Origin of the sequence: Nostoc sp. CCY 9925, assembly GCF_963920935.1 — a bacterium.
Taxonomy (GTDB): Bacteria; Cyanobacteriota; Cyanobacteriia; order Cyanobacteriales; family Nostocaceae; genus Nostoc.
Genome location: NZ_CAWUDO010000041.1, coordinates 20106 through 34949, shown reverse-complemented (window position 1 = coordinate 34949; position 14844 = coordinate 20106). Strand labels below are relative to the sequence as shown.

At 38.4% G+C, this 14844-nt stretch carries 9 protein-coding genes; 4 read left to right on the top strand and 5 right to left on the bottom strand.

Features of this window, described 5'->3' with window-relative positions:
- The first annotated feature begins 410 nt into the window (after positions 1-410).
- From ACM0OY_RS20605 to ACM0OY_RS20595, 3 genes are read left to right on the top strand one after another with little or no spacing between them, the layout of a single operon-like run.
- Positions 411-1343, top strand: a complete 933-nt coding sequence (locus ACM0OY_RS20605; RefSeq protein ID WP_414570712.1) for a chromosome partitioning protein ParA — start codon at positions 411-413, stop codon at positions 1341-1343.
- Between the two features lie 23 nt (positions 1344-1366).
- Positions 1367-2173, top strand: coding sequence for a hypothetical protein (locus tag ACM0OY_RS20600; protein ID WP_414570711.1), 807 nt, complete (start codon positions 1367-1369; stop codon positions 2171-2173).
- Positions 2174-2230: 57 nt separating this feature from the next.
- The gene (locus ACM0OY_RS20595) at positions 2231-2851 is read left to right on the top strand and encodes a DUF6753 family protein (protein ID WP_414570710.1); all 621 of its coding nucleotides are present in this window, start codon (positions 2231-2233) and stop codon (positions 2849-2851) included.
- A 4-nt stretch (positions 2852-2855) separates the two neighbouring features.
- On the opposite strand, the gene ACM0OY_RS20590 is transcribed toward ACM0OY_RS20595, so the two are convergent.
- A complete protein-coding gene (locus tag ACM0OY_RS20590; protein ID WP_414570709.1) occupies positions 2856-3644 on the bottom strand; it encodes a response regulator in 789 nt (262 codons plus the stop codon).
- Positions 3645-3901: 257 nt separating this feature from the next.
- On the opposite strand from ACM0OY_RS20590, the gene ACM0OY_RS20585 reads away from it, so the two are divergent.
- Positions 3902-4147, top strand: coding sequence for a hypothetical protein (locus ACM0OY_RS20585; RefSeq protein ID WP_414570708.1), 246 nt, complete (start codon positions 3902-3904; stop codon positions 4145-4147).
- Here the strand turns inward: ACM0OY_RS20585 and ACM0OY_RS20580 are convergent.
- The 4 genes from ACM0OY_RS20580 to ACM0OY_RS20565 form a co-directional block, all read right to left on the bottom strand.
- Positions 4144-4914 carry a hypothetical protein gene (locus tag ACM0OY_RS20580; protein ID WP_414570707.1) on the bottom strand — a complete coding sequence of 257 codons (771 nt, stop codon included), beginning with the start codon at positions 4912-4914 and terminating at the stop codon, positions 4144-4146. The two genes, ACM0OY_RS20585 and ACM0OY_RS20580, sit on opposite strands and share 4 nt — an antisense overlap.
- Positions 4915-4921: 7 nt before the next feature.
- Positions 4922-12817: a hypothetical protein gene (locus ACM0OY_RS20575; RefSeq protein ID WP_414570706.1), complete on the bottom strand. Its 7896-nt coding sequence runs from the start codon at positions 12815-12817 to the stop codon at positions 4922-4924.
- A gap of 635 nt (positions 12818-13452) precedes the next feature.
- Positions 13453-13809, bottom strand: a complete 357-nt coding sequence (locus ACM0OY_RS20570; protein WP_414570705.1) for a hypothetical protein — start codon at positions 13807-13809, stop codon at positions 13453-13455.
- A 170-nt stretch (positions 13810-13979) separates the two neighbouring features.
- Positions 13980-14657, bottom strand: a complete 678-nt coding sequence (locus ACM0OY_RS20565; RefSeq protein WP_414570704.1) for a hypothetical protein — start codon at positions 14655-14657, stop codon at positions 13980-13982.
- Positions 14658-14844 lie beyond the last annotated feature (187 nt).

The window sequence follows — 14844 nt, the reverse complement described above, 5'->3', positions numbered from 1 at the left end:
TATCAACAAATGTTGATTAAATATTGAAGTTTTGTTGATTGGCTTTTTGAGCTAAAGGTTACATACTAAAACCAATCTATGTAAAACAGAGTAGTCAGGTTTCATTGAATAATGAGTATTTATTGGCTTCCTCATATAGCTAATTTTCAGGACAACTATATGAGCATTTTAAAATTGATCCAGGCATTGACATTTTTGTAATTCTAATTATTTATTCTGGGAGGATTGATGGAGGGATGCAGTCATTTTAAGTGGTTTGCTGGGAACCTGTATAATCAACTAGTTTTATCATTAAATGTTGCTTATATCAAATACTTATCAACTATTATAAATGAATTATCTTCTTCAAGATAATGTTTAAAAGTTTCGATTTATATCAACAAAGTGTATTTGCTTTGTAGAGGATTGTTATGTCTCAAAATAGAAGTAATAAGGGTAAAAAAGTCATGTCTGATGATAATACAACCAATAATAATATTTCGTTAAACACTGATAGTAAACCTAAAAAGCGGCTAATAATTGTTACAGGTGATAAAGGTGGCGTGGGAAAAAGCACCTTTGCACGAGCGCTATTTCAACTGTACATTAATAAAAATTTACCCTGTGTTACTTATGAAGCTGACTTAAGAAATCCTCAGTTAGAAAGATATTTCAAAAAAGACTACCGACCTATAATCCGTTATATTGATATTTTTCATAGGGGTGGTGCTGACGATTTATTAATTAATTTAGATGAGAGCGATTGTCCTATTACACTATTAGACTTACCAGCACAATCTGGAGGTTTCTTTGAAAGTTATGTCAAAGAGCTTTCATTTTTTGAAGTGCTTAAGACCGATATTAATTGCCAAGTTACGATGGTTTCAGTGATTAGTAGGGTTCTTGATTCCATAAATGTTCTAGAAAAACTGCGTGAACTTTGTAAAGATCAAGTAGATTATATTGTCGTCAAGAACTTATTTCATGGTGAAGAAGAAAAATTTGAGCGATATAATGACGCTTTTCTACGTCAAAATATGCTTGCAGAAGGTCTAGTAGAACTTGTGATGCCAGATTTATTCTACAAATCCTACGACTTTATTGACCGCCATGCTCTGACATTTAATGAAGGTCAGACTCATAAAGGAACAAATATTGTGATTAAGTCGAGAATTAAATCTTGGCTTGCTGAGTTTGAAGCGCAAATCAAGCCAGCATTTAATTTATTTGGCTTTGATATACAACCAGATGATTGTTACTATCCAGCAGTTGTTGAAAAGTCTAAAGAGCTTAGGGAAAATGAAGAAAAAGAAAAAGCTAAAAATCAAGATTCAAATTTACAATCTGAAAATATAGCTGCTTAATTTAGTAGTTTGCTTAGTTTATTATGTTTAGAAAGCGTTTTGTGATTACATCGGGTGATGCTCGTGTAGGTAAGTCTACAGCTTCTAGGCTCTTGCTAGAGTTGTACTTGAAAAATCAACTCAATGTGCGTGTTTTCTACCACGGGCATCGTAATAAACTATCGATATATCAAACACAACGCTTTGAGATAAACCATTTGGGATTCTCTAGAGGTGATTCTGATAGGTTATTACTCGACTTAGAAATGTTTCCGAAAATTGAAGTGATTTTGACTGATATGCCAGGTCAAAATCTCCGAGAATTCAAGTTTTTTGATAGAGATGTTTCACTGATAGAAAATCTTAATTATCTAGGATATCGTGTTACTTTCTTGCACCCGATATCACACCGTAAAGACTGCGTTGAAGATTATCTTCAGGATTTATATCAGCATTTTGGTAGTCAGGTTGACTATGTTGTTATCCAAAATCATTACTTTGGCAAGCAATTTCGATACTATGAGGGGAGTCAATTCCAAGCTGATATTAAAAAATTAAACAGCTTGGAACTAGTTTTAGGTGGATTGCATAATGACTTTTACCAGTTGCTTGAGGATACTGGTTTACCTTATACTCAACTGATTGAAACTAACTCTCCTCTTAATACTATTCAACGTTCGATAGTATTCAACTGGATGGAGACTTTTCATAACTCTATTGTTTCTAGTGGGATAACTTCTAATTATTTAGGGTTGAGTATGAACTGTGCAGAATTAGCTTCTGTAGGTGCAAATAAACAAAGTCCTTCCAATCTTGATGTAACTGAAGATGTTGAATCTGACAAATGGTAATTATTTGCTTTACCAAATTGAAAGTGAGATTTCAAATTGACTGTTTAAAAACAACCTATGACTAATATTGCAAAAGTTGTTGAAAAAGTTGTTGCAGAATATTCTGAAGAAAAAAAAGCAGAGGTTACTGATTGGATACTGAAATTGGGTATTCGGCCTGATGACCCCTTGTTCAACCTATACGCCGAACTAGGTACAACCCAGTTTGCGTTGCAGCAGCTACCAGGTAGGCTTGACTCCCTTGTGGTGGGTTGGACTGACATGGTAGACGATAAGCTTAATAGTGCTTCTAAAGTGGCAATACAACAACAAAAGAGTGCGATCGCAGAAGCGGCGAAGGATCTGGTTAAGATGACTAAGCAAGCTGGTGGGGTTTTGCCTCACTTGGGTGTAAGTAATTGGCGATTGGCACAAGTGGCCGGGGTATTGGGTTTTGTACTAGCTTTAGGGACTGCAATTGGTGTTTTTACATACAAGACCATTGCTGGAAGTGTAACTTTTCAGCAGGCGGCTTCTGGATCTGCCATCTTACAATCTGAAGATAAAAAGCTTCTAGATTGGGCTAAATCCAATGAAGGTAAGGTAGCGCGTAGTATTTATGTTAAAAACGCCGTTATCATTAAAACTTGCCGCCAGCAGAAAAAGTATTCAGGTGGCTGCATAATTGCAGTTGATTAATTTTCTAGGCAACCCAGCCTTTGTATCCCTTATTACTCGTTTTAGCTGTATCTTTTTGACTTTTTTGGTTAGTTTTGACTCTTGTGTGGGTTTCTTGAGTAACTTCTTCTTCGATTTTCATGTCTGTAAAGCTGAGGATTCCCAGGCGGATTGCTTCGCGGATAGCGTTTAACCTATCTTTGACTCCTAGCTTGATAAATGAATTATGTAGATATGACCTTACTGTACCTTCTGAAACATACATTACACTGGCAATTTCATTATTTTTCATGCCTCCAGCAGCTAATTTAAGAACTGTTATTTCTTTAGTAGAGAAATCACTTAAAAAGTCTAGTGCATTTCTATCAGGTGTGTCATTTGACCTGAGACTATCAATCAGAATACGATTAATAGTTGGGTCAATCCATGATTCGTTATTGTATGCAGCCATTACTGCTTCAACGAATCTTTCTCCTACTTCTTCTCTGACGCTATTTTTACAGTAATAGCAGTCTGCGCCATTACTAATGGCTGCGTTAATAGTATCTCGGCTGCTATTTGCAGTCATAACCACAATTTTAATTGATGCGTGTTTGGATTTAATTGTACTGATTACATCAATGCCATCGATATCAGGTAAATCAATATTTATAATGACGATATCTGGCTTTTGCTTATCAACAATTTCTATCCCTTCTTTCCCGTATTTGACAAGGCTACATACCTGGATTCTACCAGTTTCAGATAATATTGTTGCCGCGCCAATCCTAGATATGTTCTCATTTTCAATGATGACAACATTAATAGGTTTCATATTATATGCTTTTTTGGTTTGGTATTGTCCTTGATAATAATACTTATAGCACTTACTATTTTAAATTTTTTAATCTTTACAATTACTATAACTTAATTGGCTTATTTAAAATTTTTACTATTATTCGTAAAAACTTTACAAAGTGATTGGGTGGTTTGTGTACTTTTCATTAAGCAATCTATTTACTAGGTGATTTTATTTATAAGTCATGGGTTTAATAGTTATTAGCGAATTGATGGAGGAATAGATAATTTTTTATGAATAGCGATAAACTTTTAGGATGGATAGAAAAGATTGTTGTTTGGTCTTTGATAGGAATGCTATGTTTGGTCGGATTAGGCAGATTGCCTATTAACCCGACGAGTTTGTTGGACTTTACTGCGTCTTTTTACTATTTTGCTGTTGCGGTTGTTATTTGTCCCAAGACCCCCCTGAGTTTTAATAAAAAGCTGATTTTTGGATTTATAGCTTTTATGTATGGTGTGTGGTTTGGGTTGATTTAATCTAGCTCTTTAGCAGAATCCTGGTTTTTGAATTGTTGTTGACTCTGTTCGCGGCGTGCTTGTTGCTCATTGAACAGAGTCTTGAAACGTTCAAATTCCTTTTTAGTGAGATTATTAATGGTGATAGAGTACTCTTCTGAGTTATTGTCACGAGATGCCAAGAGTGCTTCTCGATTTTCTTCGGAATCAGGCAAATTTCTATCAAGTCTAAGAGTTTGCGAATCTTCTTCTGATTTTAGACTTGCAGTATATTCTTCACTTTTATAAATGATACCTTGTGTCTCTTTATCTGATTTTCCAAATATATCTAAGCGGTCTAAAATTACAGGAATAACAAACTGTCTAATTTGAGAATCGGCGGTAAGAGATTGTACTCTATCTTCTGGACTCTCTTCTACTGGGCTGCCATTATTATCGTCATTTTTATTTGTGGGGTTTTTTATAACCTCTGGTTCAATTGTGGTTCCTGTGAACTGGCTTGCTTCGGCTTGTGAAGATGACTCTTGATTAACTTGATTAACAAAAGTGATAGGTTTAATTTCTGTAGAGTTTACTTTTGCTTCATCTTGCACTACTTTACTGATTCTGTTAATTTCCGAATTTAACCTTAGCACAGCCTCTTTTATTTCCTCAGCAGTTGGAGGCTTTTTTGCAGATTCTTCAAATTTATCATCAGGGATGTTAAGCTGTTTGATCAATTCTCTGAGGAGACTGGCTTGTATCGCTGGAGTTAAACCTTCTACTGGAAGTTCGATTAGTTCTTTCATACTAAAATTACCTCTCCACTAAATCTTTTTTGACATCTTTGAGCGCATTATTGATACGGGAATTCATGAGTTGAAAATCCTGTAATGTTTCATCACTGATGTTACTTGTTTGGGTTTTTCCTTCTTTAAGATATAATAATATATTGTCATTTTTATCCTTAATTAAGTAAGTTTTGTCTTGAGTCTTAGTAGCAATTTGGTATTTTTCTGTTTGTACTGACATAATGCCATTGATATCTTCCTGTCCAATGATTTTAACTAAACTTTGGGCAAGACTGGTCATCTCGTTAACTTTTTTTAGCTCCTTTATATCTTGTTCCATCGCCTTAAAAGCGTTCTCAAGACTGATGTTTTCTTTGATATATAAATCAGCTACCTCCTGAATTCTATTGAGATATGTTTCTGATTTACCGAGCTTTTCAGCTGCTACATACCAGTCTTGAAGATTTTGCACTGTATTAGCTTTCATCCGCTCGATAATACTATCCATCGCTCCAACCTGCTGCATTCTGGGTTGAGAATGTGATGCGAGTGCTTGGTCAATATTTGGTTGTTGATTTTGTTGTGGAGAGAGAATGCTCTTGTCTTTAGCAAGAAATGGATTATGTGATACTTGTGTATTGGAAGAAATAGCGTTGGTAATAATTTTGGTATTTTCTACAGGATTTAATACAGCGTATCCTTGGGAAGTTTGTTCTACTTTATAGCCTTTTTCTTGAAGATAATTTTGAACTAATTGGTCAGTCCCTTGTGCATTTCCGACTATGAAAGAGCTTTTCGCTTCTATTGCCTTACTAAGTAACGGTTTATACTGATTTTCAAAAGTTTGGGCAATTAGCTCGCTTGTCACTCCGCGCCACGGGCCAGACCCGGATACCATAATGATGTCGTCTTTCGAGTAATTTCCTGTGTTGGCGCGTTCTCCCCATGCTTGCTCGTAATTCCGAGTGCTTGAAGGTGTTTCGGGGGGCGCAGCTGATTTACCGATAAACTGGGTAGCTATTTGGGCCATCGCAATATCTTTTTTCATGTGTTCAACGACGGCAGCGTTTATAGGTTCAAGTTGGGATAGTGGATTTGTTAGCGGACGATCAGTCTGTTCGGACTTTTCCTGCTGGGTTTTTGCTGTAGTTTGTTGTGACTTTTCAGTTATATTGCCGTATGCTTCGCTGAGGGCTTGAATAAATGCGGATTCTTTACCCTTACCCTCCCACTGTTTATCCTGGGCGTTAGTTATATTACTCAGGCGGTGCGTTGCGGAGCCAGCGCTGTGATTGGGTTCCCCGACTTGTTCGCGCAGCGTCTCCGATAGGAGAGGCGACTGGCGTGGGATTTCCCCCGTTGTTGCAACTGCCGTACAGTTTTCCAGCCATTCAGTTCCTCCGCGTTTGGCGATCGCCTCAGTTAGCCGGGGGTGTTGTTCGAGTTTAGCCTGAAGTACTTCTACCATTAGCTTGTATTCATCAGCTGATGGATACAGCTGCTTTTGGTGGTTAAATGCGTGTTCGGCGGATGTGTATGCTACCCCTTCAGGTTTTTGGCTGTGGTTCTCTACTCCATACTGTCCGGCGGGGGCTTCTGGATTATTATTGACTGAAACTTGGTAATTGTTTTGTAGCTTGCCTTGTTCTTTTGCGAGTGCAGTAGCAAGACTGAGTGCTACTCCAAGCCCATCTTTGGAGTCAGGACTGATATTTACTGGAGTTGCAGGTTGTTTTTGAATGGCTGGGAATGGAACAATTTTGCCATTGACATAATCCCCTAGCGGCTCCATGAATAAGCCATATAGCTGACTCTTACTCGCCTGGGTTTGGGTAAGTTCTTTAGATGAATGTTTTTCCCATTTCGCCCAGGCTTGCTGGTAACTCGGATCTTGAATCATTTCGGGGGTAATTTTGTACTGCTTACCCACCCGGAAAGCAACTTGCTCGCCGTTTTTACCTTGAGCGATCGCAATATCTCCCTCTTTGATACCATAAGTTTCTTGGTAGTTTACACCTCTGGTGGTGTGTATCCTACCGTGTCCACGCATAGCATCGATAGTTGTATCAGCTGGTACTTTGGAAGGTTCGCCATGCAGATGCAGCGAATAAACCATTGGTACTGGTTTTCCAGATATAGTCGGGTTGTCTGGAATCTGAGGGTTGGTAGCGCGTACCGCAGTGGAATTCCCAATGGCGATAATTTCTTCTACAGTTACTTGGTTTGAAGAGTGTGAGGGAGTATTTTGAGTGACTTCTCTGAGGCTGGTATAACTGCGCTCTACTTTAATTTCTCCCCCAGGTGTCCACTCGTTAGTTTTGATGGTAAGGTCGCTGTTGCTTTGGACTATCGCACGAGGAGGTTGGTTTGAGGCGAGGAAGTTTTCAAATTTTTGGCGAATGCTGTTTTCTCTGCCCAGGTCATTTTTAATTGACCAGATGTTGATAGACCATCTGCCAGCCTCAGTATTGAGGGCAGCGTGTTCGTTCTTGCAGTTAAAGCGGGTTACTGTACCCGACTCAAGTTTAAACTCTTGGTATTGTGCGTCCTGATTTTCCTCCCTAGTCCATGCCATTCGTTCCTTAGCAGCGCGATACCCCCAATCAGAATTTCCGATATTAATGGTGCGGGCTTCCGTCGCGGCGTAGGAGTCATCGCGGTGGTAGTTGATGCCAACGCCGGGGTTTTTGGAGTAAGTGACCAGCACAATATCCGCATCAGGATATACTTGTTTGACAAGTTCCATTAACTTGTTGTCTTGTAACCCTGGCTTGAAGTCTTTGTCTTTTAAATCCCATTTTGCACCGACCCATGCAACTTGTCGTCCTAGTGCGTAGTTGGATTTATCGTTTTCAAGTATAGGTTTGAAGTGGGTTTCAAGGTGCGATCGCAATTGTTCTACTTTTTCCTCGCTTACCTTACCCAATATCTCAATAGCTTTAGTTGGATCGGCTTGACGCGAGTTGGTTAGTAATATTGGTTGATTCTTAGCTTCTGATTGTGTATCTGCTAATACTTGTATCTCAACTGCGTTTTTGTAAACCTGTGAAATTCCTGCAACTGTAGCGTTAGTATTTGATTGAATGTTAGTTGTATTCTTTTCTGGTACAGCGTTCGCAGGAATAATTGGTACTGGAGAATCCTCTTGATTAAGCTCTCTGGGACGGTTAGGTAGTGCTTGTAGAGCTTTTTTGTACTCACTATTTTCTGGAATTTGGTTTAATTGTAAAAGACTACCTTCAGCCGCAACTTTTTGATTTAACTCTGCACTAAGCTGTTCGTAGCGGTCAAATCCATCAACTTCACCGATATTAATCGGTTCTCCAAGTAAACTATTTAATTCTTGGTTTATTTTTTCACTAATCTCATTTTTATTAAAAATAAATGTAGCTGTGTTACTCTCAATAAAATAATAATTTTCAGTAGATTTTGATTCTAGCCAAGTAGCTACAGCGATCGCGTCTTGTGCGGGAACAACTAATCCGAGAGCTTTTTTAGCTTCTACCTGCGATCCATCTGGGGAACTATATTGTTGGTTTGGGTTATAAAAATATACAGTTTGTTCTGGAATGATTGGAGTGGGTTGTGATGATGTATCTGCACTCTTGATATTATCACCAGCCCGTTCAATAAAGGTTTGTTTTAGTTCGTTACTAATGGTACTTTCATCGAGTACGAATACACTCATACCTTTTTTGGCTTCTAACCGAGCTTGTGAACTGGGAAGCTGTTCGTATGATACTCCTACTTTTTTTAGATAGTTTTTGGTTTTTTCGGCTATATTTTCATCAACTGCTAATCCTAAAAGCCCTACTAATTTTTGTTCTTTATCTTGGAATAGGATTGTAGGACGTTCGTTAATTTTACCGAGTATTTGGCTGCGTTTTTGTTGCTGTTCGTTTCTCACAGGTCGCTCATTACTTATAAGCTGGCTGCGCTTAACCCATTTGTCGGGATACTGTACTGTTTCTGGATTAATAGTTATTTTACAGGTACTTTCATTACTGGTAATCTCTACAGGGATACTAGTTCGTTGTTGGTTTAAGCGAATAATACCCGTATCAATTAGTTTTTGTACAATGCTACTTTCTTTCCTTTGCCACTGTCTTTGTACATTCTCTCTATTTAACTCGGTTTCGAGGCGTTCAGTATGCTGACCAATAATGCCGAGTGATTGTTCACCAACTTTAGCAATATAAACGTGCTTTTTATCAAATGCTCTAACTAAAGTTTCTTTAAATGCTTGGTTGCTAATCTCCTGTTTTTTGTACTTTGGATTAGTAATATTAATTCGTAAAAAATTTCCCTTAGATGTCTCTGCTATTGCATAGGCATTTTGTCCGGTGATGATGGTTTGAATTTTAAGCTGTAACTGTTGCCCATTACCGGGTTTTTCTGCTAGCCAACCTTCAGCAATACCCTCTTTGATTGATTCCTTATCAATGTTGCCTAGTTTCTCAGGTTTATTACCATTTTGAAGATAAATGCTATAGTCTTCACGAATAAGGTCAACTTTTTCGATTGTTAACATTACAGGTTCATTATTAAACCTTTGGGAATTTCCAAACTTATTAACTTCACCTACTTTAAATGTAAGTTCTGGTAGTCCGGGTACTTTGGTTGTAACAGAGGTGGTATATACTTCACCTTTTTCAACGCTAGCAATAGCAACACTACCAATTGGTAGTCGGGCGTTACTTTGTTCTATATTTCCAAATGTTTCGTAATTACCTTCCTGGTTCTGGAGTTCAATGACACTTTTTCCATCTTCAGCTAGATTAAATCGAATATTTTTAGGTTTATTTTCATGAAATAATTCACTACTCCTGTCGAAGCCAGTGATACTAAACTCATTAAATCTGAGTGTGTCTAACTGACTGATAATCTCTTCAGGAAAGGCAGCAAAGGCGAAATTAGAAACTTTCTTTTGGTAATCGCTACCTTTATCATTACTGCTTTCACGAGTAGTTGATACTGCCCAGGTAGCAGCTGCCATTGCTAACTTTTGTCCTTCTGGAATTGAATTGTAAAATTCTTCTGCTATCTGGTAGGCTTTTTGGTAAAGAAGCTTAATTTGACCTTCGCTTAGTTCAGCTTGGAAGGCTATTTTGTTAGACGTTACTTCCTGTCCAAGTGCAATTCCTATCTCTTCGGCTTTATTTTCTTGCTCCTTAGCAAGTGTTCCTAATGCCCTAAACTTGGGTTTGTTGTTCTCAGTTTCATCGTTAATTTGGGCATAAACTACATATTTATGTGGGCGGTTACTGTTGCGCTTGTCTTCAGATATTTCTGATAGCTTGATTGTAATTTTATTAGCTTTCCAGATAAATTCGTTGTCATACTGTAAAAGGTTAGTTACACTTACTTGATTGCCGTTAGCAAGGGTAATATTTGCAGACGGCCCTTTTTCAGTTTCTCTTTGTCTAGATAGCTGACTCGCTTGGTTAAAGGATTTGTCGAATTCTTTTTTGACAAGAGTAGCTATTAATCGCTGTTCGTTAGAAAACTTGACACCTTTAAATAAAGCTTGAAATTGGGCGATTTCACGCGATTCGAGACGAGCTTTTTCAAAATACTGGTTGGTTTGAGCAATTAGTAATTCAACAGGCGAGTATCCCGTGGGTTGAATTGTATTGTCAATATAAACGTCTTTTTTCTTATCCTTAATATAGTTAACCTCCCGGTGGAGAATCCGACTGTTGTTGCGGATAATTTCCATTTCGGGTTTTTTGGCACTTTTGAAGAGGTCAACTGCAATTTGGTTTTGAAATGCTGCCTCGGCAATCATTTCGCGGTATATCTTGATGTTAGTATTCATTGCCACCAGTGCATTGACCTGGTTTAAGGGTTCTTGCCGAACAGTTTTGATAAACTCTTCCATGTAACCGCGATACTTGGTCGGAATCTCCTTCCCTTCAATACCCTTGGATTTTGCCCAGGCTTCTGTTTTAAATAAATCTTCGTAGTGTTTGGCTACCTGCTGTACGTACTCAATTTGGTCTTTTTCACTACCAAAGTTTTTCAGGATAGTAATTTCTGACTCTAACGCCTCAATTGAGGTCAGGTGATTGTTGATAACACCGACACTAATGCCATCGCTCATGTGGATGGCGATTTCTTCAAATTCCGGCTGACTGCCATCTTCCTGGTAAAAAGATTGTTTTTTGAGTTTAACAGTTGGATCGTAAGCGTTTTCAGGCAGGTTGCGCTCCCTTGCCTCGGCAGTGAGGTTTGGATACCTGCTTGCCTGCTCAAAGCCAATACAATCACCATCGTAGTCGCGTGCCTGACGCTCTTGTTCGGACTCTTGAGGAAGAATTTCTAGCTCGTAACCAGCTGACTTTAGTTCTGAAATATACTCATTAAATTTGTTGGTAAACTCGATTTTGTCTTTAGTTTCAAGCTTGCTGATGTTTTTATTTAAGTAATTTTCAATACCTTCTAATTGAATATTTTTACTTTGGGCTTCGGGTAGGGCAGATTTAATTTGCTCGTTTAGACGGTTATAAATGCGATCGCTTGTTTCGTCTGAGACAGCGATCGCACCTGCGAGAGGTTGACCATCAGGCCCAAGGATGTCTTCTACAACTTTGTTAGTTGAGATGCATAGACCATTTGAGTTGAGGAAAGGTGAACGGAAGTTGAGAACTTCTTCCCCGCCTTGATAATGCGGGATGCAGATTTCCCCATTTTGCAGGTCTTTGGAGGGAATGACCATTGCCCGCTCAAATGTGAGTGTCTTGCCGATGGCGATTTCTTTCCACTCGTTTTGGACGAACCGGGCCAGTTCCCTCTGTACTTTCTCAGTTTCAAGAAGTTGACTTTCTCCTTGCAGGTCAGCTTTGATAAGTTTGTAAATGAAAGAGTCAGTAGCAATGCGATCGCCTACGGCGGGCGCTCCCGCGCCATCGCGCAAAGTTTCTAAATCTTCTGCTACTGTTGGATCTTCTGCTGCTTGTTCTTCTAGTGTGGTTGCTTGTTCTTCAAGAAAAGCTTTCCGTTTCTCGTACTTTTCGCAGTAAAGTTGTGCAAGTTGCCGGGGGTCGTCCTGTGCAACATTCAGCTTTTTGGCTTCAAGTTCTAGTTGTTCGGTAAAGTCTTTCAGTCCGTTAGGGAATGAAGCGAGTAACTGCGAGATAGCTGTTTTACCGAGTTCAGATTGTGATTTTTCCCCTAGCCAGATATTTTGCCTGTACAGTCCAGGTTGAATTTGGGGCTTGCTTGGCCTATTAGGGTTGTCTTTATCAGTTCCCTTGAATGCAGATAAGGGAAGAATTAAGTCAATTTTAGTTGAGTTGTTGGGATCTGAATAATTGAGGATTTGGTCAAGGTTTGCAGGGCGTAGTGTACCTTTGCCAAAGCGGTATTTATTATCATCTCCGTCTTGGTCAGTCCAACCGAAGCGGTGCTGAATTACTCGATATTTATCACCTTTTTGATGCTTGGTTAATTCGTGATATAGGTCTGTAGATATTTGCCCGTAACAGTCTCCTGTTAGCCGATACGCCTGGTCGTTACTAATAACGCCACCATTTTCACCATTACTGTCATCAACAATTAGAATATTTAACTCTTTATTGACGCTATTTTTACACGAACCGAGAAAAATAGATCCGTAAGCACCTCTATCTTTGTTGTCAGGGCATAATTGTTTAATTCTATCTAGACATTCTTCCGGCCCATATAGCAACCGTGTTTTTGATGATAATAATAATTTGTGACCTTCAGGATGATTAATTAATTGTTCCACAGTAGACTTTTCGTCCATATGCCCAAACGAAAAGTTTACCCCAGGAAAGAAATGTTCTATTAGGGTATTATTAAGTTCTTCTTTTAACAGTGAATCTGGATTATCCGTATTACCATCTGTATGAATCCACTGATTTAACCTAGTGTCAAAATGTTTAGCTTGAATTGTCATATATAAACAATTAAACTTATAAATTTAAATATAAATTTTTACTTTTTGGCACTAAAATACCCTTAGAGCTTGATTTTACTTTCTCTATATCGGTAATTTATTAAACAATTTTCTAATTTCTATTTACAAAATAAATGTAATTTTTAATACATCTTGGTGTAGTTATTACTTAGATTATGGCTCCTGAAGACGTATTCGGCGTGATCTCAAAATTTAAGTATGAAAAAAATATACAAACTTCTCAATTACTTCTTGGTTAATGCTAAATCAGTAGTAACATTCTTAATGTTTGCCATTGTGCTGATGTTTGTAGTTTGAGAGAGAAAGCTAAATTAGTGTGGCAGCAGGTTGATAATTTTATGTCTGCCTAATTTTTTACCCTTCTGTAGTTTTTCAATTTGGAGTTGTCCTTTGTTCTAGCTATTATTTTTATTTAAAGTAACTAGAACAAAGTGGATTGCTCTCTGTAACTGAATTGGGCATCACTATAGTCGGGTAGCAGAACTACTGTGACACCTATATGGGGATCAAACTCATAAAGGGGGGTTAAATTTTGTTTATATATAGGACTCCTATTTCATTTTTGAACAATCAAGCTGCCTAGAAGCTTGACATCTCAGTATACTGAGCAAGATTCAAGTAGGATTCCTATATAAAATACATAATCTTGTATAGTGCTGTAGACGTTCTGCGTAATATTTAGCGTTAAATTGGTTCTCTAATTCTTCCAATTTAGATGATTTTATAGGTTCTAAACCTAAATAATTATGATACGCCTCATTAGCTTCATTAAGAACACCATAAGATTGATATGATGCTTCGTTTTTAACCATAAACTCTATCAAGCTTTCTATAGTGTCACCCTGCCAAGAGTCTGAAATTTTATCTTGAAATCTTCCTCTTTTAGTCGATGTGGCATCATTCCATAAATCACCAAAGGGTGCATCTTGATTGTTAAATTGTTTGAGCCATTCTCTAAAACTTATGGTCATTTTTCATTTCTCCCTAGTCGGTTTTTAGCCTGTTGGTATACCTATCAGAGCGATTCGCTCGTAACCGTCACAGCCTACTAGTAGGTAAAGCAGCTTTACAAATAATCCTGTATTTCAGTATCTATATTTTGTGGCAGTAATGAAGTAAATTTTCCCTTTCTACCGTTTTATTAGTTGATGGGTATAATTTCATCAGTGTTGAAAACTTCAACTGTAGCATTTGGACTGTTCATATCTGTGGTTTGTTCGAGTAGGCGTGTTGCTTCCTCAAGCAATGTGCTTGCGTTGTGAAGCAGTGTTCGCACTTGGGTTAACTTGTTCCGCCGTTCGATACCAAGTTGTGCTTCTATATACCGCGCATCATGCTGATGGCTAAGGTGAATTACCCGTACTTCTTGTTCTTTCTCTGAAGGTGCAAACATTGCGTTTTCGGCGGTTAGTTTATAGTACGAGTACGTACCACTCGGCCGTTTGACATTGTAGATGTGGAGTTCGCAACCAGGTGGCGCGATGTACTGTCCGTCGAAGTTGGTAAGTCCAGTACGAATATTATCTAATGTGGTGGCGATCGCCTCAATGGCCGGGATAACACTTAACGATTCTGGTGATTGTGGGCAACCGCGCCTCATCAGCATCATGATAGCGGCAGAACGACGGGTCAGGCGAATTTGTTCTTGATACTGGCGCATTTGTTCTTCCCGAATACGAACAAGTTCGAGTTCTTCATCGGGGCTTAGTTGAACCGCACTCCCACAGGTTTTGTAATTTAAGCAGTCGCCAGAGTCTATGCCTGGGTATTGCATCATACTGGCACAGTCAAATCCAAGTCCGCATTTTTTCTTGGGCATAGGTTACATCCTTTAGTTTTGTTCTAGTTACTTTTATAATTTAATATAGCTAGAACAAGGTAGAGTTATTTCCTATGGGGTTATGGGCGAGATAAACGATATTAGGATTTTTGCACCTGAGCAGGATATCGTTTCTACATCGTTTCTACGAAGTATTCAAATTTGAACACTTCGTAGAAACGATACT

Coding starts and splice junctions, on each gene's coding strand:
- ACM0OY_RS20605 (WP_414570712.1), top strand. CDS start 411: ATGTCTCAAAATAGAAGTAATAAGGGTAAAAAAGTCATGTCTGATGAT.
- ACM0OY_RS20600 (WP_414570711.1), top strand. CDS start 1,367: ATGTTTAGAAAGCGTTTTGTGATTACATCGGGTGATGCTCGTGTAGGT.
- ACM0OY_RS20595 (WP_414570710.1), top strand. CDS start 2,231: ATGACTAATATTGCAAAAGTTGTTGAAAAAGTTGTTGCAGAATATTCT.
- ACM0OY_RS20590 (WP_414570709.1), bottom strand. CDS start 3,644: ATGAAACCTATTAATGTTGTCATCATTGAAAATGAGAACATATCTAGG.
- ACM0OY_RS20585 (WP_414570708.1), top strand. CDS start 3,902: ATGAATAGCGATAAACTTTTAGGATGGATAGAAAAGATTGTTGTTTGG.
- ACM0OY_RS20580 (WP_414570707.1), bottom strand. CDS start 4,914: ATGAAAGAACTAATCGAACTTCCAGTAGAAGGTTTAACTCCAGCGATA.
- ACM0OY_RS20575 (WP_414570706.1), bottom strand. CDS start 12,817: ATGACAATTCAAGCTAAACATTTTGACACTAGGTTAAATCAGTGGATT.
- ACM0OY_RS20570 (WP_414570705.1), bottom strand. CDS start 13,809: ATGACCATAAGTTTTAGAGAATGGCTCAAACAATTTAACAATCAAGAT.
- ACM0OY_RS20565 (WP_414570704.1), bottom strand. CDS start 14,657: ATGCCCAAGAAAAAATGCGGACTTGGATTTGACTGTGCCAGTATGATG.